Source organism: Ruminiclostridium hungatei, assembly GCF_002051585.1.
Lineage (GTDB): Bacteria > Bacillota > Clostridia > Acetivibrionales > DSM-1351 > Ruminiclostridium > Ruminiclostridium hungatei.
On sequence record NZ_MZGX01000022.1, the window covers coordinates 1 to 20,941 of the forward strand.

The 20,941-nt window shown below is 43.6% G+C and carries 18 protein-coding genes and 1 other RNA gene; 2 read left to right on the forward strand and 17 right to left on the reverse strand.

From position 1 onward, the window contains the following. Positions 1–235 precede the first annotated feature (235 nt). The 4 genes from ssrA to CLHUN_RS15370 form a co-directional block, all read right to left on the reverse strand. Positions 236–671: a transfer-messenger RNA gene (gene ssrA / locus CLHUN_RS15355) on the reverse strand. Positions 672–934: 263 nt separating this feature from the next. Beyond that, entirely contained in the window at positions 935–1,399 is a 465-nt protein-coding gene (gene smpB / locus CLHUN_RS15360) for an SsrA-binding protein SmpB (protein WP_080065513.1), read from the reverse strand. Between the two features lie 149 nt (positions 1,400–1,548). Next, positions 1,549–2,400 (reverse strand): PHP domain-containing protein, encoded by an 852-nt coding sequence (locus tag CLHUN_RS15365; protein ID WP_080065514.1) that lies wholly within the window; start codon positions 2,398–2,400, stop codon positions 1,549–1,551. Positions 2,401–2,565: 165 nt separating this feature from the next. Then, positions 2,566–3,048, reverse strand: a complete 483-nt coding sequence (locus CLHUN_RS15370) for a ribonuclease FAU-1 family protein (protein ID WP_080065515.1) — start codon at positions 3,046–3,048, stop codon at positions 2,566–2,568. A 255-nt stretch (positions 3,049–3,303) separates the two neighbouring features. On the opposite strand from CLHUN_RS15370, the gene CLHUN_RS15375 reads away from it, so the two are divergent. Then, positions 3,304–3,618 (forward strand): hypothetical protein, encoded by a 315-nt coding sequence (locus CLHUN_RS15375; protein WP_080065516.1) that lies wholly within the window; start codon positions 3,304–3,306, stop codon positions 3,616–3,618. A 177-nt stretch (positions 3,619–3,795) separates the two neighbouring features. After that, the gene (locus CLHUN_RS15380; protein ID WP_080065517.1) at positions 3,796–4,521 is read left to right on the forward strand and encodes a lytic transglycosylase domain-containing protein; all 726 of its coding nucleotides are present in this window, start codon (positions 3,796–3,798) and stop codon (positions 4,519–4,521) included. Between the two features lie 614 nt (positions 4,522–5,135). Here the strand turns inward: CLHUN_RS15380 and tsaD are convergent. From tsaD to CLHUN_RS15450, 13 genes are all read right to left on the reverse strand, one after another. Next, positions 5,136–6,146 carry a tRNA (adenosine(37)-N6)-threonylcarbamoyltransferase complex transferase subunit TsaD gene (gene tsaD / locus CLHUN_RS15385; protein ID WP_080065613.1) on the reverse strand — a complete coding sequence of 337 codons (1,011 nt, stop codon included), beginning with the start codon at positions 6,144–6,146 and terminating at the stop codon, positions 5,136–5,138. Between the two features lie 366 nt (positions 6,147–6,512). Beyond that, on the reverse strand, positions 6,513–7,319 hold the full coding sequence (locus CLHUN_RS15395) for a thermonuclease family protein (protein WP_080065519.1): 807 nt from the start codon (positions 7,317–7,319) through the stop codon (positions 6,513–6,515). A 388-nt stretch (positions 7,320–7,707) separates the two neighbouring features. Further along, positions 7,708–9,390 carry an ATP-dependent protease LonB gene (gene lonB / locus CLHUN_RS15400; protein WP_080065520.1) on the reverse strand — a complete coding sequence of 561 codons (1,683 nt, stop codon included), beginning with the start codon at positions 9,388–9,390 and terminating at the stop codon, positions 7,708–7,710. A gap of 161 nt (positions 9,391–9,551) precedes the next feature. Further along, positions 9,552–10,847 carry an ATP-dependent Clp protease ATP-binding subunit ClpX gene (gene clpX / locus CLHUN_RS15405; protein ID WP_080065521.1) on the reverse strand — a complete coding sequence of 432 codons (1,296 nt, stop codon included), beginning with the start codon at positions 10,845–10,847 and terminating at the stop codon, positions 9,552–9,554. A 16-nt stretch (positions 10,848–10,863) separates the two neighbouring features. Then, complete coding sequence (gene clpP, locus CLHUN_RS15410) at positions 10,864–11,445, reverse strand: ATP-dependent Clp endopeptidase proteolytic subunit ClpP (protein WP_080065522.1); 582 nt, start codon at positions 11,443–11,445, stop codon at positions 10,864–10,866. Between the two features lie 294 nt (positions 11,446–11,739). Next, the gene (gene tig, locus CLHUN_RS15415) at positions 11,740–13,029 is read right to left on the reverse strand and encodes a trigger factor (RefSeq protein WP_080065523.1); all 1,290 of its coding nucleotides are present in this window, start codon (positions 13,027–13,029) and stop codon (positions 11,740–11,742) included. A gap of 237 nt (positions 13,030–13,266) precedes the next feature. Continuing rightward, complete coding sequence (locus CLHUN_RS15420) at positions 13,267–13,974, reverse strand: metallophosphoesterase (RefSeq protein ID WP_080065524.1); 708 nt, start codon at positions 13,972–13,974, stop codon at positions 13,267–13,269. A 27-nt stretch (positions 13,975–14,001) separates the two neighbouring features. After that, a complete protein-coding gene (uvrC, locus tag CLHUN_RS15425) occupies positions 14,002–15,846 on the reverse strand; it encodes an excinuclease ABC subunit UvrC (RefSeq protein WP_080065525.1) in 1,845 nt (614 codons plus the stop codon). A 146-nt stretch (positions 15,847–15,992) separates the two neighbouring features. Continuing rightward, a complete protein-coding gene (locus CLHUN_RS15430) occupies positions 15,993–16,250 on the reverse strand; it encodes an HPr family phosphocarrier protein (protein WP_080065526.1) in 258 nt (85 codons plus the stop codon). A gap of 140 nt (positions 16,251–16,390) precedes the next feature. After that, on the reverse strand, positions 16,391–17,299 hold the full coding sequence (locus tag CLHUN_RS15435; protein WP_080065527.1) for a hypothetical protein: 909 nt from the start codon (positions 17,297–17,299) through the stop codon (positions 16,391–16,393). Next, positions 17,296–17,859 (reverse strand): anti-sigma factor family protein, encoded by a 564-nt coding sequence (locus tag CLHUN_RS15440; RefSeq protein WP_080065528.1) that lies wholly within the window; start codon positions 17,857–17,859, stop codon positions 17,296–17,298. Before CLHUN_RS15440 ends, CLHUN_RS15435 begins: the two co-directional genes overlap by 4 nt. Further along, the gene (locus CLHUN_RS15445) at positions 17,856–18,407 is read right to left on the reverse strand and encodes an RNA polymerase sigma factor (RefSeq protein ID WP_242656534.1); all 552 of its coding nucleotides are present in this window, start codon (positions 18,405–18,407) and stop codon (positions 17,856–17,858) included. Before CLHUN_RS15445 ends, CLHUN_RS15440 begins: the two co-directional genes overlap by 4 nt. Positions 18,408–18,524: 117 nt before the next feature. Then, the gene (locus tag CLHUN_RS15450) at positions 18,525–20,927 is read right to left on the reverse strand and encodes an ATP-binding protein (RefSeq protein ID WP_080065530.1); all 2,403 of its coding nucleotides are present in this window, start codon (positions 20,925–20,927) and stop codon (positions 18,525–18,527) included. Positions 20,928–20,941 lie beyond the last annotated feature (14 nt).

The following is a 20,941-nucleotide window of genomic DNA, read 5'->3' on the forward strand; positions in this document are numbered from 1 at the left end:
AAAGAAAAAGCAACAGCAGAGCTGGGGCTTAGCTTCCTTGCGTACAATATGAAAAGAGCGATAAATATGGTGGGAGTAAAGAAGTTAATTGAAGCAATGTAGGAGGTAATCCATAAAATATTCCTGTATAAAAACAAAAACGGTACCGAAATTGGTTTTTCACATCAATTTCGTACCGTTTTTCATTCTTAAAACGCCGAAAAGCCCGACAAAATCGGACTTTTCAGACAAATTGTGGTGGAGGCGAGGGGAGTCGAACCCCTGTCCGAAACCATATCCTCAAGAACTTCTACGGGTGTAGCCTGTAATTTGTGCAGCACCCAGTATCCATAGAGACTACGTCTCATTTGGACTTGAATCCTACGTTTCCCTACGGTGGACCCCTACAGGCAGGGTGCCACTTTCGGTAGCCTTTAAGTTCCGAAATGGCTCAAGGCTACGGCCAAATCAGTGCTGGCATTTGACCTTCCTATGCAAAAGGGCTGACTTATCGACGCCAGCTACCCCAGGTGCAGCAACCTGGGACTGACGGGCCGCCTAATTAGGCAGCAGCTAAAGCGAAATTATCGTTTTTAGCGTTTAATTTTAGTTTCTCGTTTTTTAAGAGGCCAACGAGAATCCTCTACCCGCTTATCATGTCTCAACAATCCCGTCGAAACCATTACGCCCCCATGTATAAAATACGCTGCATAAAAATGCTGCGCCGTTGGGCATATAAGCTTTATTTTCTCTCCACTATTCAGTTTTCAATTGAGCTAGAATAACAATTAAATTTTACAATTAAATTTTCAAATACATTGTTATTACATTGCAATTGCAAAATACATTACCAATTACATCATTACTACATTGCCAAATCAGTTGTCATTTTTACCAGGCATAACACCTTGCATCGTCTGTCAACCCACACCTGCCGTCAACACGTCAACGGAGCTTACCTCTGCTGTTCCTTCAGCCTGCGGTCAATCTCACGCTTGGCATCCCGGGCCGCAATGTCCTCCCTCTTGTCATAGAGTTTTTTGCCCCGGGCAACGCCCAGCTCTATTTTGACCATGCCGCGCTTCAGGTATGCCTGGGTAGGAACAAGTGTCAAACCCTTTTGCTGTGTCAAACCTATCAGCCGGTTTATTTCCGACCTGTGCAGCAAAAGCTTCCTGTCACGTAAAGGGTCCTTGTTAAATATGTTGCCCTGCTCATAAGGACTTATATGCATACCGCTGAGAATTACTTCTCCTCCCACAATGGAAGCATAGCTTTCCTTCAAGTTCAGTTTGCCCTGCCTTATGGACTTGACCTCTGTTCCGGACAGAACAATGCCTGCTTCAATTGTTTCTTCTATGAAGTAATCATGCCGGGCCTTCTTATTTTGTGCAACAACCTTAAAAGCTTCCTTTACCATTCCTACCACCATTTCCATCTGCGCTCAATGTAAAGCTTGAAACCATATCAGACAAAAATAACCCTCTTGAAAAGGGCTTTTTCATCGGGTATTTATCTGACAGAACATATTATAGCACCGCCATATGAAAAGGTCAAGTTCCAGAAGTTTTAAGCCTTTCTAAGGTTCTCCAGCAGTTCATATGGAACCTCCAGTCCTCCCCTTCCCGTTCCCAGCTCCATGCCCGGTTTGAAGCTTCCATGAAAATCACTTCCTCCGGTAACAATAAGTCCATGTTTTATGGCAAGTCTCAGGAAATTGCCGGTATCCTCCCTGCTATGATCACTGTACAGCGCTTCTATGCCTGCCAGTCCAAATCCCTTCAGTTCCTCCAGCAGCCTGTCCATCTCGTCATAGGTCTTTCTCAGGAACACAGGATGCGCCAGCACAGGCAGTCCCCCGGCTCTGCGGATTGCCTGTATTCCATCCTCCGGCTTCAGCTCGAACCTTTTGAAATACGCCCGGCCTTCCCTGCTCAGGTACTTGTCGAAAGCGTCATCTATGGATTTTACAAAGCCTTTGTTAACCAGCACCCTTGCAATATGTGGGCGTCCCGTTATATCTCCCAGGGCTTCCTTTTTTACCTCTTCCAGCGTAATAGCTATTCCCAACTCATTCAGCCTGTTGATTATCTTCAGGTTTCTGGCTTCCCTGCCCTGCCTTATTACCTCCAGCTCATTCCTTATGGAATTATAGGCATACAGCCTGGGGAAATACCCCAGAATGTGCATTTCCGGTTTGTAATCAACACTTATCTCAATACCCGGAATCACCTCAACACCCAGCTTTTCACCTTCTTCAAGGGCCTCCTGTACTCCGTCCACAGTATCATGGTCTGTCAATGCCAGCGCAGAAAGCCCCTTCCCGTGAGCATGTCTGACAAGCTCCGCAGGACTCATGCTGCCGTCTGAAGCCATACTGTGAGTATGCAAATCAATGAGCTTTTTATTCTGATCCTTCAAAATTCCCTCCAATATTACTCAGTGTACTGCAAGATTACTGCAAGGTTACTCAAACATACTCCAAAAGTATTCTGATTTACTATCAACACTAAAAGTTACTTGCATTTCCATTCCAATTTCTAATCCGCCTCGTCTGAGGCAAAGCTCCTGTTTTCCGGGCAAATTCTATACTTCCCAATATTTTTTGTCCATACAGACCGCCGGAGGGAAGGTGCCGTTATATACACTCTGCAATATGCTGTCCATCTTTTTCAAGCTCCTGCAAGCCTGTTCCTGTGTTATAAGTCCCTGCTCCAGAGCAATGGCCAGCTCATCGGCATCCAGCACCTTCATGGTCCCGTCGGGCATGAGCTTCACATCCAGCAGCAGATCTATCAGGGTATATTGATCCAGCTCCCTGTCATATTTCACATCTATAATATCGCAATACCAGTAGGCAAACCTTCTTTCGGCATCATAAAACCTGCTGATTTTTATACCTTCCTTTAAAAAGGTATATGAAATCCCCCCCGAAATATCTGCCCTTGGCTTAATTGCTTTCCAGCGTGTAATTAAAATATTTTCATCAATGTATAAGAGCTCGTCACTTGAAATATCAACTGTCTCAAAAGGAATATACCTGGTCCTGAAAATTTTTGGCTTATTCATATCTTCTCCTAAAATCGTCAAAATTTGCTTATGGTTATTATACATTAGAATATGATGCTTTTGAAGATTTATATACAATTGTTTTTAATTTGTTTTTAAAATAGTCTCAAAAAAGTATTTTGTATTAATATTTACCACAAGCTCCCTTATATGCCTTGAAAGATGTGCCCCGAGTTATTTCCCATTTTTTTACTATCCGGATATGTTTTGTTATAATGAATACAAACTTCGGATTCAAAAGGGTGGTCGTCTTTTATGAAGCAGGAAAAATGCTGCAGCAATTGCCAGCGTGGAACATCGATGCATTTGACAAAGGATATTTTGTGTAAATACCGGGGAATTGTAACCCCTGATTATATTTGCTTCAAATATAAAAGCTCTGCTGACTTGCCTCAAGTTCAACAGCCTTCCTATAAGTGCGCCCATTGTGAATACTTTCTTGTGGAACTGGACTCTGAAAATCAGAACCTAGGTAAATGCAAGCTGTTCTCCGCAAGAGACTTTGACGGCAATACCCGGAATGCCTGCTCGAAATTTTCCAGAAAAATGTTTATTGAGGAAGTCTCTTGAAGAAACCTCATGAAGTCACTTAAATCTTCTGATTCCTGCTGAAACTTTCGGGATAATTTTTCCTTTCTGCCATAAACCTCCTTATGCTTTTGCTATCTTTTTCCGATATAATTTATGACTGTCATTGTACGGTATTTTATATTATAATAGTCTTATTACAGCGGTCAGGGGGGTAGTATGAATCTAGATATCAATTCCATATTCAATCAGAAGCTGGCGGAGATTGAGAAAAGGCTTGCGGACATTGCGCCCGGCTTAACCACCAAAAGCAGTGATACAGCAGAAATACCCTTTGAAAAGTATCTGTCCGATGCCTCACTTTCGGGGTTAAGCGATTCCCTTTCAGGCTCCGGAGAGAATTTTTCCTTGTCGGACACCGACACCTGGACAAGCCTTTTGAACACTTTGAACAAGGACAGCAGCACTACTTCCTTGAATGTATTAAGGGCTGAAGCTGCCTTATCCAGATCAACCGCATATTTTCCCGCAGATCAGACCCAACTGATGGACATGATAAACTCTGCTATTGAAAGTGCAGCTTCAAGGTATGGCGTAGACAAGGATCTTATAAGGGCTGTTATGAAGCAGGAGTCCTCCTTCAATCCCAAATCCATATCCTCTTCCGGAGCTCAGGGCTTGATGCAGTTAATGCCCGGAACAGCAGATTCACTGAATGTATCAGATCCCTTTGATATTGTTCAGAATATAAATGGTGGAGTCCAGTATTTAAGAGACCAGCTTTCCAGATTCAATGGAAATATAAGCCTGGCACTGGCGGCCTACAATGCAGGTCCCAACGCCGTTGACAAATACGGAGGAATTCCTCCCTATAATGAAACCCAGAATTATGTACAGAAGGTTACAGAATATTATAATCAATACAAGATGCTTGCAAGCCGCTGATGCGGCTTGCTTTTATTTTACCTGCCCATATTGTCCTACTTTATATATTACATTTAATAAATTTAATATAATATATTTTTATCCAATTAATATAGGCTCTGTTGCTTTGCTTCACAAAGTCAATTACCCTCCGCTGAAATCCGATAGTTTGGGTTTGGGCTAAAGCCTCCTGAAGTCAAAGCTAATTCAACCCCAAACTGCATTCAAAGCCAGCTTTAAAGCATTATCCAGAACCAACTTGTTGGCTTATGGAAGACGAAAGCTTTGAACCGTAATTGACTTTGGTAATGCATGTGAACCTTATTATATTTCCTGAAAAATAGAACTTATTTAAAATAATTTTATACACAATATCCACATAATTATCCACAGCTCTGTAATACTTATATATCTTATCTTTCGAGAAATTTCCACAGAAGGCGTATTTTATTCACAGATAATTATTCACACCGCGTAAATTTACAGCCCAAGACCGCTCATTATCAGGCTTTGCAGATTTAACGACAAAATATGTTATTTTTTTACACAACCCTGAACTCGTTAATACTGCAGTAAAGCAAGTCTTTTCCCATTATTATACATTCTGTGGATAACTATTGTAAAACATTGCTATATTACCCTAATTTTAACCCGGGAACTGCATTTAAATCCAATCCTGAAATATTTCCTCTCTCGTACTCGAAATATGCAGCACAGCCTATCATAGCTGCATTATCCGTACAAAGCACCAGGGCAGGATACAATACCTCAATCCCATGCTTCTGAGCCTGGCTTTTCATCTGGCTTCTAAGCTGTGAATTAGCTGCAACTCCGCCAGCCAGCGCAATTTTTCCCATGCCCTTCATTTTTGCCGCAGCTATGGTGTTCCTCACCAGCACATCCACTACAGCCTGCTGGAAGCTGGCGGCTATATCCGGAATATTCACCTGCTCTCCTGTCTGCGCGAGCCTGTTCAGATGGTTCAAAACCGCTGTTTTCAGGCCACTGAAGCTAAAGTCCAGAGAGCCGTCCTCAAACTGCACCCTGGGAAACCTCACGGCACTGCTGTTTCCCTGAGCCGCATACCTGTCAATGAGAGGCCCCCCGGGATAGCCCAGACCTATGGCCCTTGAAATTTTGTCAAAGGCCTCTCCGGCAGCATCATCTCTCGTCTGCCCCAGAATTTCAAATTTGCTGTAGCTTTCCACCTGAACTATATGGCTATGCCCTCCGGATGCCACCAGACATACGAAGGGAGGCTCCAACTCAGGATATTGCAGATAATTGGCTGCTATATGCCCCTCAATGTGATGCACCCCTACAAGAGGCTTTCCGGTTGTATATGCTATTGCCTTCGCTGCGGTAAGGCCCACCAGCAGTGCACCTACAAGCCCGGGACCATAGGTGACCCCAATGGCGTCAATGGCATCCAGCGGTGTTCCTGCCTCCTCCAATGCCTGGTTTATTACCGGCATTATAAGCTCGACATGCTTTCTGGAAGCTATTTCAGGAACGACACCGCCATATTTCTTATGCAGGTCAACCTGAGAGGAAATTACATTTGACAAAATATATCTGCCGTTTTTTACCACAGAAGCAGAGGTCTCATCACAACTGCTCTCTATTCCAAGAATAAGTGTATCCATTTTGCTTATGCCTCCGTAACACATGTACCTTCTGCCTGCTGTCCATGAACAGGGGAGAAGAACATTCCTACAGAATATAATAGCCTACTGGGTGTATTTTATCAAGGCGGGAAGGAAAAAGACACAGAGCTTTCTCCTGGATAAAGCCTCGGAAGCTTATTCCGGAAACTTGTTTCAGGGCAACAAAAAAACATGGAGCTTTGCGGGCCCCATGCCCCTAAAAGGAGAAATGCTAATGTTCAACCTAATATTACCAGATATACCCCTAACTGAAAATAGACAATCCCTACCACGAGAGCTAGTCCAAAAGTCCCAGCCCTCATGTAGGCATCTGGTCAAGGCAGGAATACCTGGAATGCAGTCTGTTTACGCTGCCTTGTTCCTTAATTTATAGGCTGCAACATATTTGCCCTTACTGTCCTTTATAAAAGGCCTCTCCTTTTCCGGAAGCTGCCAGAAGCCCTTCCGCTCCTTAATGGCACTGTCCTGCAGCCGGTTGAAATACTCCTTCAGCAAGGTATTCGGACTGTAGAACACACATATTGCATAGCCGTTTTCAACCATATATGCATTATAATAGGTTTCATCTTCCAAAAGTACATGGGCCAGCAGTCTGCCAAACTGGTCGGTGGTATCCTTCTCAAACAGCAATTTTACCTTTTTCCCTGTGAGCATTTCTTTGGTAAGGCTGGAGGCTTCTTCCGAGTATGGCTGCGGCTTTACCCCAGACTTTACAGATTCGGGAGTGTCAATATCCAGCATCCTCACTTTATATTCCTTGCTTTTGTAAGTAATGTGAAAGGTATCTCCGTCAGTTACCCTGTCCACATGTGCCTCAATGTATCCAAAGGGGGCTATGCCCTCTTTTTCGGACTGTAAAAGCTCTGACGGAAATGCCGCTGCCGTGTTTTGCGTTCCATCCGTCTGTGAAGGCCTTTGTTTACCGGCTGAGCTCTCAGAAGAACTGCCGGTTGGGTCTCCGATTGGCTCTCCGGGTGAATTTGCGGAAGTGCTCACTGCTGAGCTGCCGGAAACCGGAATACCTGCAGTACCGGCGGCGACCGCGGAAGCTGCGGAAAGGTTGCCCGACCCGGGATTGTTTAAGGCGTTTCCAATAAAAATTACTGCTGCAACTGCAAGTGTAGTTAGTGCGGATATAGTCCTTTTTTTCATTGATGTCACCTTTCAATGTTATTAGGAATGACCAAATAATAACTTCCGATTCTTGGACGATTATTTAGTCATTCCTTAACATGGCTATTATACCACAGCTTCTGGCAAATACCAGCCTTACGGCACTGTTCTTACTGCACTATACTTACTGTACTATACTTACTGTACTATACTTACTGTACTACACTTACTGTACTGTTCACGCAGCTTTTTAACGGGTACAAAAGAAAACAGCCTGATCAACTCCCTTGTCAACCAGACTGTCCCTTTATTAAGTGTATCATTCGTGTATTGGCCGATATCACTTAAGACTTGATTTCATGTCCAAAGCGGCTCTCACTCATTTGCCGTCAATTTATTATTTACCTCTCCGGCAATAAATATTCCCTTACGTCCCTTGGGCAGTCAGGACAGTCACCGGCACAGTGCCTCCCATAACTGTCTCATCCTTCCGGTCTATTACCTCCATATTGAACAGGGCTTTCATAACCTGCCCGATGTTGTCCACCGCCACCACTTCGATATCCATATCTTCAAACAGCTCCTGGTAGTTGTCTCTTGGTATGAATACCTTCCTGATTCCGGCAGCCTTCGCAGCTTCCACCTTTGCAACCACTCCCCCCACAGGCTTGATTTTTCCCTTGATGGATATTTCCCCTGTCATTGCAATGTCTCCGCCCACAGGGATGCTCTTTACGGCTGAATAAACCGCCGTAGCGATTGTTATTCCGGCCGAGGGCCCATCTATGGGAATTCCCCCGGGAAAATTCAAATGTATCTCATAATCCCTGAAATCCACATCCATATATCTTTTGAGCACCGTCAGGACATTTTCCACAGAAGCCTTCGCTGAACTGGTTCTCTTGAGCTTGTGCCCCCTGTTGTCCATTTCCTCGGCTTCAACTATACCTGTAATCTTAATATTGCCGTTGCCCGGTGCAACCTCCATGGCCGTGGCCTCCACATCTATCACCATGCCTGTGCTGTTTCCGAATACTGCCAGGCCGTTTATACAGCCTATCTGCTCTTCGGCATTGACCTTCTTTTCTATCCTTGGGCTGTAATGCCCGAACTCTATGACCCACTCAATATCCTTTACGTCGATTGCATTCCTGCTTTCCAGCATTGCAATACCCCCGGCAATCTGAATGATATTGACCGCATCCCTGCCATTCTGCGCATATTTGGCCACCTGCTCACTGCAGCCCTCCGCAAGGATATAGCCGCCCTTAACCGCCGCATTTTCACATATGGCACTTATTTCCTCCGCTCTTAAGGCCCTGAAATGTATTTCCACACATCTGGACCTGATGGCTGCCGGTATTTCGTCAGGGGTTCTTGTTGTTGCTCCTACAAGCCTGAAATCCGCCGGCAGGCCCTTTTGAAATATATCATGTATATGGGAGGGTATGTTCCCGTCCTCCGAGGTATAGTAGGCGCTCTCAAGAAATACCCGCCTGTCCTCCAGGACCTTCAGAAGCTTGTTCATCTGAATGGGATGCAGTTCTCCGATTTCGTCAATGAACAGAACTCCCCCATGTGCCTTGGTAACCGCTCCCGGCTTGGGCTGCGGCACTCCTGCGGCGCCGTAGGCGCCCGCCCCCTGATAAATGGGATCATGCACGGAGCCTATCAAGGGATCTGCTATGCCCCTCTCGTCAAATCTCAAGGTTGTAGCATCCATTTCAATGAATTTTGCCTCTTTTTTAAAGGGTGATATTCCATTGTTTTTTGCTTCCTCAAGTATAACCCTGGCGGCTGCAGTTTTTCCCACACCGGGAGGCCCATATATTATAACGTGCTGTGGATTTGACCCGCACAGGGACGCGCGCAGGGCCTTTATTCCCTGCTCCTGGCCCACTATGTCCCTCAGGGTGGAGGGCCTGGTTTTTTCGGACAAGGGCTCGGTGAGATGAATATCCCTCAGCTTTCTGAGCTTTTCCAGTTCCTTTCTGGCTTCCTTGTCTATGGCGCTCTTGTTGCCCTGCTGGGTTCTGAGCAACGTAAAAAAATAAATTCCGATTATGACCGAAAAGAAAAACTGTATGATGAACATCGTGGTTGTAAACATGAATTACCTCCTAAGGCTTTTTTGCTGCGTACTTATATTATTGGCAATGATTTATATTTTATCCAAGTTATTGGGATAAATTTCAAAAAAACAAGGGCCGCCTCAAAATAGAATTTAATTTCTACTTTGGGACAGCCCTTGCTAAAATATAAATTATTGACTTATGACACAGATTCCTTCTTAACTCTTGCTTTTTTGGAACCGGCCTTTTTTAAAGACTTGCGGTTCTCATTCAGTATGAGTTCAGGCTCGGAACTGTTTTCAATAACATCCTTGCTGATAATGCACTTTTCAACGTTGGTCATGGACGGTATGTCGTACATGACTCCAAGCATTATCTCCTCAAGAATGGCACGAAGCCCTCTGGCGCCGGTATTCCTGGCAATTGCCTTTTCAGCAATCAGTTCAAGGGCATCCTCCTGGATTTCCAGCAGCACATCATCCATTTCCAGCAGCTTCTGGTATTGCTTAACCAGTGCATTCTTAGGCTCGGTAAGTATCTGTACCAGTGCCTTCTTATCCAGTGACTGCAGTGTGACCACAATAGGAAGTCTTCCCACAAATTCAGGAATAAGTCCAAACTTCAGCAAATCCTGCGGAAGTATCTCTTTTAAGAGCTCTCCCACATCCTTGTCCTTGGTGCTTTCGATTTTAGCGCCGAAGCCCAGGGACTTTTTGCCGATTCTGTTCTGTATTATCTTGTCAATGCCGTCAAAAGCACCGCCGCAAATAAACAATATGTTTGTGGTATCAATCTGAATAAACTCCTGATGGGGATGCTTTCTTCCACCCTGAGGCGGAACAGAGGCCAAAGTCCCCTCCAGTATCTTAAGCAGTGCCTGCTGTACGCCTTCACCACTGACATCTCTTGTTATGGACGGATTTTCAGATTTACGGGCTATTTTATCGATTTCATCGATGTAAATAATGCCCTTTTCAGCTTTTTCAATATCATAATCAGCAGCCTGTATCAACCTTAATAGAATGTTTTCAACATCCTCTCCGACATAGCCTGCTTCTGTGAGAGAAGTAGCGTCAGCAATGGCAAAAGGAACATTCAAAATTCTTGCAAGGGTCTGCGCCAGAAAAGTCTTACCGCTGCCTGTAGGTCCAAGCATTACTATATTGCTCTTCTGCAGCTCGATATCAGAGGACTTTATATCGCTGTTTATTCTCTTGTAGTGATTGTAAACAGCAACCGCAAGTGATCTTTTGGCAGTATCCTGACCTATTACATACTGGTCCAGAATCTCCCTGATCTCCTTGGGTTTTGGTATTTCGTTAACTTCAGCGTCTATTTTTGTGTCTTCAAATTCCTCTTCAATAATCTCTGAGCACAGTTCTATGCACTCGTCGCAGATATAAACTCCAGGACCTGCCACCAGTCTCTTTACCTGCTCTTGAGACTTACCACAAAAAGAGCATTTTAACTGCTTCTTCTCATCATATCTGGTCATCATTGCACCTCAACTATTATCTTCTAACCATAATATCATCAACAAGTCCATAGGCCTTTGCTTCCTCGGCAGACATGAAGAAATCCCTGTCGGTATCCTTTTCTATCTTATCCAGAGGCTGACCTGTTCTGTCGCTCAATATTCTGTTCAACTTGTCTTTAGTCTTCAAAATATTTTCAGCGTGTATCTTTATGTCAGTTGCCTGACCTTTTGCACCTCCAAGAGGCTGGTGAATCATGATTTCACTGTTTGGAAGTGCAAATCTCTTGCCTTTTGCTCCTGCTGCCAGAAGAAATGCTCCCATACTTGCAGCCATACCCATGCAGATGGTTGACACATCGCATTTTACGTACTGCATTGTGTCAAAAATGGCAAATCCGGAATGCACAGCGCCTCCCGGGCTGTTAATGTAAAACTGTATATCCTTGTCGGGATCCTGAGCTTCAAGGTAAAGCATCTGCGCAACAATCAGGCTGGCAGTAACATCATTTACCTCATCACTCAACACTATTATCCTATCATTCAGCAGTCTGGAAAAAATATCATAAGACCTCTCACCGCGATTAGTCTGTTCAACAACCATAGGTACTAAACTCATGACCATACCTCCCTTATTAATATATGTTATTTTTACCGGACTGTTAACAGTCCGGTTGGAACGCGTTACGTCCTCTAAAACGGCTGGAGCAAATCCTTTCACTAGAATCAGACTATGCTTCATACCCGCTCGTTGTTCATGGAACTCAAAAATCAATCCGGCATGCACCGCTTCTCCCGAGCACCTCATACCTCAGTTACCTGATATAATCTTACCCATTTCCGGAGGTGTCCAATCGTTTTTTTAATTACAAAAAGAAGGAGACACCCTTCCGCTATGGGAAACCCGCTTAAATCAAGCCAGCTTCGCATTTTCAACCAGTAATTTTATAGTCTTTCTGAAAGCGATATCCTTTTTGAGGTATTCCATATCCTCAGCTCTCAAGGATTTTTTCAAGTCCTCGGCAGACTGTTTGTATGCTTCGGCAGTTTTTGCTATTTCTTCTTCAACTTCAGTTTCTGAAACCTCTACATTTTCAATCTTTGAAATCTTCTCAACCACCAACTGCACCTTTACTTCATTTTCGGCTCTTGCGGCAAACTGTCCTCTGAAGGCTTCAAAATCCATACCCATCAATTCCAGATATCTCTGCAAATCCAAGCCCTGGTATCGGAGTCTCATATCAAAGTCCCTGGTCATGACATCAATCTGCTTTTCAACCATGACTTTAGGTATTTCAACTGCTGCATTTTCTGCTATCTTCTGAATGACACTTTCCTCATTCTCGTGTTCAGCCTTATGTTTTGCAGTTTCTTCTAATTTATTTCTCAAATCCTTTTTATATTCTTCAAGTGTGTCAAATTCGCTTATATCCTTGGCAAATTCATCATCCACAACAGGCAATTCCTTGACTTTTATTTCCTTGACTGTTACCTTGAACAATGCAGGCTTTCCGTTCAACTCTTCCTTACCGTATTCTTCAGGGAAGGTTACATTAACATCCAGCTCTTCTCCTGTATTCTTTCCAATCAGCTGATCTTCAAAACCTGGAATAAATGTGCCGGAACCAATTACCAGACTGTAATCCGTTCCTTTTCCGCCTTCAAACGGCACTGAATCAATAAAGCCTTCAAAGTCGATAACGGCAGTGTCGCCTGATTGTACAGGTCTTTCCGTTATAGTAACAAGACGTGAATTCTTTTCAACTACCTTTTCAAATTCCTTTTCCACATCGTCTTCTGTAACTATAGCGTCTGCCTTAGTCACTTCCACGCCCATATAAGCGCCCAATTCCACCTCAGGCTTTGTTGTAACCCTGGCAGTAAATATAAGGTTTTCCTTGTTTCCGATCTGAACGATATCTATTTCCGGTCTGTCCACAGGCTCCAGATTCTTTTCTTCCACCGCCTGGTCATATGCTTCGGAGCAAACAATGTTTATGGCATCGTCATATAATGCCTGTTCGCCATAGTAACGCTCTACGATATTTCTCGGAGCCTTGCCTTTTCTGAAGCCAGGTACATTAAATTTTGATGCGTTCTTCTTAAAGGACTGCTGCATACCTTCTTCAAATTTAGCTGCATCAACTTCTATTTCAAGCTGTACAACATTCTTTTCAACATCTTCAAATTTGTTAACCTTCATTTTAATAAACTTCCTCCCGGTATTTAGTTTTGTATAATTTTATCCATTCAGCGCAATGCTTGTTTTTTTGCCAATTCCTTTTCCATGAAAAAACAGAAAAAACTCTAGTTTAAAAATTAACCATTCAATTATACCATATTATTGGCATATTTCAAGAATCAATATAACTTTAATAAAGTACCCTGTCAACAGGTTTTTGAGTATTTTCCACAGTGGTATTCCGCGGCGAAAGATGTATTACCGGCTGACTATGGGCAGCGGGACAAAATTCAGATAATCCGCCGAAATCAACTTGAGCTCTATGCCTTCGTATTCTCCCTCTATGGCACCCTTGATCCCGTCACCATGAAGATGTCCATAAAAACACCGGGTTATACCATGTTTTTTCATTACATCAATAAAACCCGAAGACTGGCTTTTGGCAGTGACAGGAGGATAGTGCATGAATACCAGCCTTTCGCTCTGTTCCTGATTGGCGGAGGATTTGATTGACAGCTCAAGGCGTTCGATTTCCCTGTTGTATATTTTTTCATCTTCCTTTTTAAAATCATCCTCACCGGGACATTTCCAGCCCCTGGTACCGCAGATTGAAAAATTTTCTGCCATAAAGGAATTGTTATGCATAAAGGAAATGGTGGTGAACTCTTTTTCCTTCAAATATTTATTCAGCTTTGACGAAGTTGTCCACCAGTAATCATGGTTGCCCTTGGAAATAATTTTTTTGCCGGGCAAGGCTTCAATATACCTGAAGTCCTCGTATACATTTTCTATATAGGTTGCCCAGGATACATCCCCCGGTATTATTACGGTATCAGTATGGGCAACCGTCTCTATCCAGTTGTTTTTCAACTTCTCCATGTAATTTGACCATCTTCCGCCAAAAACATCCATTGGCTTGTCTATTCCCAAAGCCAGGTGCAAATCGGCTATTGCAAAGATTGACATATGATTTTGTACCCGTTCCTTTAAACATTATTTTCTGAAATATTCATATATTTTTTCAGCCACTCTTTGATTTATTCCGTCCACCTCAAGCAGTTGAGCTATTTCGGCATTTTTAACCGCAGTCAGCGATTTAAAATGCCTTATGAGAGCTTTTTTTCTGGCTTCGCCGATACCGTCTATATTATCCAGCTCCGAATGAGTATATCTCTTTTCCCGCAGCTTCCTGTTGTATTGAACCGCAACACGGTGGGTTTCATCCTGAATCTCGGTAATAAGTCTCAGCAGCGGCAATTTTGCTGAAAGCTCATACTCGCCGCCTTTATATACCAGGGCCTTTGTTCTGTGCCGGTCATCCTTTGCCATGCCCGCAATCACCAGCTCAAAACCAAGCTCACTGACAACCTGCTGTGCGGCGTTTACGTGAGCAAGTCCTCCATCCACCAGAATCAAATCGGGCAGCCTTGAAAACTTGGCCTGTCCGCTTTCCTCCCGGGACTCCCTTATTGCCCTGTTCAGCCTTCTGAACAGGGTTTCCTGCATACTGGCATAGTCGTTCTGCTCTGAAACCGACTTCATTTTGAATTTTCTGTATTCATCCCTTGCAGGCCTGCCTTTTTCAAAGACCACCATGGAAGCGACTATCTCAGAGGAGCCGGTGTTGGATATGTCATAGGCTTCTATTCTGTCAGGCATACTTTCCAGACCCAGAATTCCGGCCAGCTCCCTTAGGCCTTCTTCATGGATAGAGCCTTCCCGTTTCAATCGTTCACCATACAATTTAAGTGATATTTCTGCATTTTGTACAACCATTTTCACAAGCTTTACCAGCTCGCCCCTCTGGGGAATGCGCAGGTTCACCTTAAAACCTCTCCTGCCTGTAAGCCACTGCCCGATAATCTCACCGTCTTCTATTTCCTGTGGCAGTACTACCTCGGAGGGCACATATTGCACCGTATTGTAAAACTGCTTGATAAAAGTGGACAGGGAGTACTTGACATCCTCTTTTCCTTCACCTTCAAATATGAAATGCTCTCTGCCTACAACGCGCCCGTTCCTTACGAAGAAAACCTGAATGCACAGGTCGGCCACGTTTTGGGCAAACCCGATGATATCCCTGTCCTGCCCGTCGGTGGACAATACCTTCTGTGCTTCAGAAAGCTGGACAATGCTGTTCATCTTATTTCTGAGCTGGGCCGCCTTTTCAAATTCAAGATTCATGGCAGCGGTTTCCATATGTCCTTTAAGGTCATTCAATATCTCATCATATTGTCCGCCCAGGAAGGAACAGATTTTTTTCATCATATTCCTGTATTCATCCTTATTTACCTCTCCCTGGCAGGGGCCCAGGCACTGCTTTATGTGATAATTCAGGCATGGCCTGAACTTGCCTATATCCCTGGGCAGCACCCTGTTGCAGGTTTTGATGGGAAACAGCTTCTTAATGGTGTCAATGGCATCATTGACGGCAAAAGCGCTGGAGTAAGGCCCGAAGTACTTTGCCCCGTCCTTTTCCACCCTGCGGGTTTTAAGTATCCTGGGATACTGCTCCTGCATTGTTACCTTTATATACGGATAATGCTTGTCATCCTTGAGAAGTATATTGTACTTGGGCTTAAACTTTTTTATGAGGTTGCATTCCAGCATCAGGGCTTCAACTTCCGTGTCGGTAACAATATATTCAAACTCCTGGATTTTTGAAACCATGGCGCTGACCTTGGGCGGGTGGTTTGAAGAATTCTGGAAATATTGTCGCACCCTGTTTTTAAGCACAACTGCCTTTCCGACATATATGACAATACCGTTTGAATCCTTCATTATATAGACGCCGGGTTTATCCGGCAGTTTTTTAAGCTCTTCCTGTATATCAAACATATTTGCCTCCATGAGCCATGTTCAGGCCTTGAGTGTGTATTAAGCGTTTATAAGCCTGGAATAAACAAAAAGTGGTTTATGCAAACACACAGGTTTGCAAAAGCCACAACTGTTTGTATTTCATATTGAAATATATGTCTCAGGTGTTAAAATCCGGTTGAAAAATACTCAGAAATTTCTTTTAACGCTATTTCTTCATCTTCCCCGTCAGTTATGACAGTAATAGTGGCCTGTCTCTCAACCCCAAGTGACAGCAGTCCCAGAAGGCTTTTTGCATTTGCCCGTCTTTCCCCTTTTTCAAGCCATATGCTCGAACTATACCTTGATACCTTTTGTACAAGTAATGCCGCTGCTTTTGAATCCAAACCCGACGGACAGTTTATAACTACTTTATTTGAAATCATCTTTCGCTCCCCCGTTAATTGAACTTGACAATTGTGTATATAATATTATACCAAATAATCACTAAACAAATCAAACTCTGTAGAATATTATATTAGATTATGCATACATTTATCAAGCCCTTAAAAAATCCTTGATACCGTCAAGATACCTTAAGGTCTTTTTTATTCCTGCCGAAGCCTGTATCTATTACAGTACCTATGCCGAAGGACGCCAGGGCCAATTCCACAGCTATAAAGCAAATCCCGTATATCATCAGCGCGGTATAATAGCCTGACGGAATAAATATAAGAGGAACTATCTTGATTATGCTTATAAGGATGTGTCCTACAAAAAATTCAATATAAATTGCCGACCTGTCATAATTATTTTTAAAAATTACTGTTCCAAGGTATATGCTGCCTATTATGTCTGCCAGCATGATAATCAAGACATAAAACACAGGCACCGCTATCAGGAATATGAGGAAGGCAAGTATTATAGTCAGGCTCACCACTACCAGCGCACCCAATATCATTCTCCGGGACAGCGCCTTCCCCATGGAATAGGACATTACCCTGAATCTTGAAGTGAATATGGTTATAAGTATAAGGCCCGCAATCAATATAAGCAGGGAACCGGCAATAAGTGTATTGATAATTATCCCGTTGGATTTAAAAAGTGAAATATAATCAAAATTTATAGAAACCTTGGTGCCGTTTACCTTAACCTCATTGCCCATCTCCAGCTTCCCCACCGAAACCAGGTTGCCCATAACCTCCGATTTATCCTTCAGATATACTTCACCAAAGGCTGAAACCACGTCACCGCTCACTGTCCCATTTATACTGGCTTTTCCGAAAACAACTATCACGCTGCCCAGTACATTTGAATCTATATCGGTTGAGCCCAGCACAACCGTAATATTTCCGCAGCTTACGCCATTTATGTCCTGATCCTCCAGTACAATCAGGTTACTGATAGTCAGATCATTTTTTGCAGCAGATACCGCGCCTGGAATCAATAATGAAAACAGAAGAAAGATTATAACCAGCTTTATTCTTTTATTCATTGAGCTGCACCATTACCCTCTCTGACCATTCTGATGAACACTCCCTGAACGACCAGCAGCAGCACTGCAAGTAAAATGTAAGCGTAATAGTAGGTTTTATACATGGATGTGGCAAAACCCATAAGCGCTATAACTATTCCCTTTGTCATCGTAACTGCCGCAGCCAGGAATTCCTTTGCCAGATCCACTGCAATCTGTACATTCTGCATAAGCTCCAGCGGGTGGTTTACAGCCTCATACAGTATTCCTCCGAATAAGCTTACAAATATAAATGATACTGCAACCAAAAGTATATTATATACGAAATTGTTTTCCCTGACCGGCTGGGTGTACATCTTCACTTCTTTTTCTATCCTGCTCATTACTTGTAGCTCAAAATCTTCAGGAGGCTCAATCACTGAGTCTTGCTCTATTTCTAAAAATACTTCCTCCAAGGATAGAAATTCATCCGAGCACTTCTTGCAGTTTTTCAAGTGCTGCTTCAACTGGGCCGCTTCGATATCATTTATATTTTTATCAAAGTATTTCATCATATAGTCCTGTGCTTCGTTACATTTCATAATACCTCCTCCTTTCTTGCACTATCAAGTTTTTCCTTGAGCATGAGCCTTGCCCTGTAAAGCCTGTTTTTTATTATGGACATGGGCTCATTTAAAACCTTTGTCATTTCCTCATAGGACATTCCGTTATTGTGGAAAAGCACTATGAGTATTTTATATTTTTCAGGCAATTCATTAATTGCCTTTTTAATCAACTGTGATCTTTGTTTCTTTATCAGCGTCTGTTCAGGTGTATCGATATCGCTTGAGACTCCAATAGCATCCTCCAGTGTAACAGTGTCCTGTTTTTTCTTCCTTAAGGTGTCCAGACACAAATTAGAAGTAATTTTTACTATCCATGTAGACATTTTGTATTCCGGGTTATATTTCTCAAGAGATTTGTATAATCTGATAAAAACCTCCTGAGATACGTCATTGACTTCTTCTTTATCCGATATCATCTTGTAGACTACACTGTAGACCAGTTTTTTATATCTGGTTACTATTTCTTCAAACGCACTACCATCCCCGTTTATACATTGGGATACCAGTTCTGCATCTGTAGGCACCAAAGCTCGATACACCCCCTCTCACACAAGAAAAAATGCAATGCTCGATTTTCCATATGCTTTGCTTCATATTCTCAGTACATAATAGTTACGTTTGGAATCTGAAATTGTCTGAAATTATTTTCTCCTTCTGGGAGTGCCCATCACGGTCTTTGCATATTTTTCCAGCTTGTTGTTTACAAGAAAGTTGATGGTGTCTTTTTTGTAGCTGCCGTCGGGATTTCTGCTGCCGGCTTCAAACCCTGTCAATATTTGAATTCCTTCATCAATATTTGCAACGGGATATATGTGAAACAGCTTTTTCCTGACAGCCTCTACAACCTCATCATTCAATACAAGGTTCCTGATATTCTGGTGAGGTATTATTACGCCGTGCCTTCCGTCCAGTCCTCTGTGCCTGCACAGTTCGAAGAAGCCTTCAATCTTATATGAAACTCCGCCAACCGGCTGGATTTCGCCCTTTTGATTAACCGAACCGGTTACGGCTATGTATTGCTTTATGGGAACTTCCGCAAGGCTGGACAGTATGGCGTACAGCTCGGCACTGGATGCGCTGTCCCCGTCCACGCCGCCGTACAACTGCTCAAAGCACAGGCTGGCTGTCAGGGACAGCGGAAAGTCCTGAGCGTATTTCTGCCCGATATATCCGCTGAGTATAAGCACTCCCTTACTGTGTGAGGTACCGCTCAGGTCAACCTCCCTCTCCACATTTACAATACCGCTTTCTCCAATATAGGTGGAGGCGGTGATTCTCGAGGGCTTTCCAAAGGAATAGTCCCCCATGTCCATTACCGTCAGTCCGTTGATCTGTCCCACCTGTTCCCCGGCGGTATCTATCATTATTGTTCCGTCTTCCAGCATTTCCAGTATTTTTTTATCAACCCGGTCACACCTGGCAGCCTTTTCTTTTACAGCCTGCCTTACATGTTTTGCCTTTACATGCTTTGCCCGGTCGTCCTGGGCCCACGTGCATGCTTCACAAAGAATTTCAACAATATCGTTAAACCTGGTAGTCAGCTTTTTCTGGTCCTCCACAAGCCAGGAGGCATACTCTACCACACTTGCCACTCCTGACCTGTCAAAATGAAGAGTCTCTTCCTTCCTGCAGAAGCCGCTGATAAAAGAAGCCAGCTTCAGGATATTTTCTTCACTGCGCTCCATTTCCTCATCAAAATCCACCTTTACCTTGAAAAGCTTCCTGAAGTCCTCTTCATATTCGTATAAAAGCTGATATATCGAAGTATTCCCCACCATTATTACCTTTATGTCAACTGGGATGGGCTGGGGCTTCAATGCCGGAACGGCTACCACTCCAGCCTGGTCCTTCATGTTTTCTATGTTTATTTTTTTGGTCTTCAGCACCCTGTTGATGGCTTCATAAGCCTGGGGATTCCCCAGAACATCCCTTGCCTGCAATATGAGGTATCCCCCGTTTGCCAGATGGAACAGCCCGGGCTTTATCTTGGTATAGTCCGTGGACACCGACCCGAATTCGTTTTCATACTCAATCTTTCCGATAAGGTTTGGATAGGTGGGATTGAAGTCCACAATAACAGGGGCCCCCTTGAGGCCGCTGTTGTCCACAAGTACGTTTACCTTGTACTTGTATACCGGAGTTTCCTCCTTCTGCATGAAGGGTATGATGAACTGCGGCTGCTCCTCGCTGGATTCCTCCTCCTGGAAATCGTCAAGATTATCCAGTATGTCCTGCTGCACATTATCCAGAAACTTCAATATGACATCGAATTTCTTATACTTCTCCTTCAGGTCATTCATCTGAACGCCCAGTGCCAGCAAGGCTATCCTGTTTTCCCATTCCGAAACCTTCTGCCGGGTTTCCTTTTCATTATTTTTTAATTTCCGGATAATGTCCAGGGTTTCCTGCTGCAGGATATTTGTCTTCTCATTTATTTGATCCTTTATAGTGTCGTCAAGATTTTCAAATTCCTCTTCACTGATGGTCTTTCCTTCAACGATAGGCAAGAAGTATATGCCGGAACTTCCGGTATTTACTTTAAACCCGTGGGATTCGGCATCCTCACTGAGTTTATCCAGAAGCTCGTTCTTTTTGCTTTCGTATTCCTCCATTATTTCAGCCTTTTCCTTTTCGTACTGGTCATTGTCAAAGGCATTTACTATTTCCTGCTTGATAACCTTTACGAAAGCGTCCATATCCGACTGAAATCCCTTGCCCATGCCCGCCGGCAAATTGATGGCCATTGGCTGGTTGGGCTGTGTAAAATTATATATGTAACACCAGTCGTCGGGAATCTTCATGGAGGCTGCCATTTCATTTACTATCTGCTTTGCAAAGCTTGTTTTGCCGGTGCCGGTGGGGCCTGACATATATATGTTGTAGCCTCTCATTTTCATTTTGAGACCGAATTTCATTGCCCTGGAGGCTCTCTCCTGTCCGATGATACCTTCAAAGGGTCCCAGCTCACCGGTGTTCCTGAAAGGGAACGCAGCCTCACTGCACCTGTAATCCAAGTCTTTATAATTAAGTTCTTTCGGCTTCATACTCTCTCCTAACC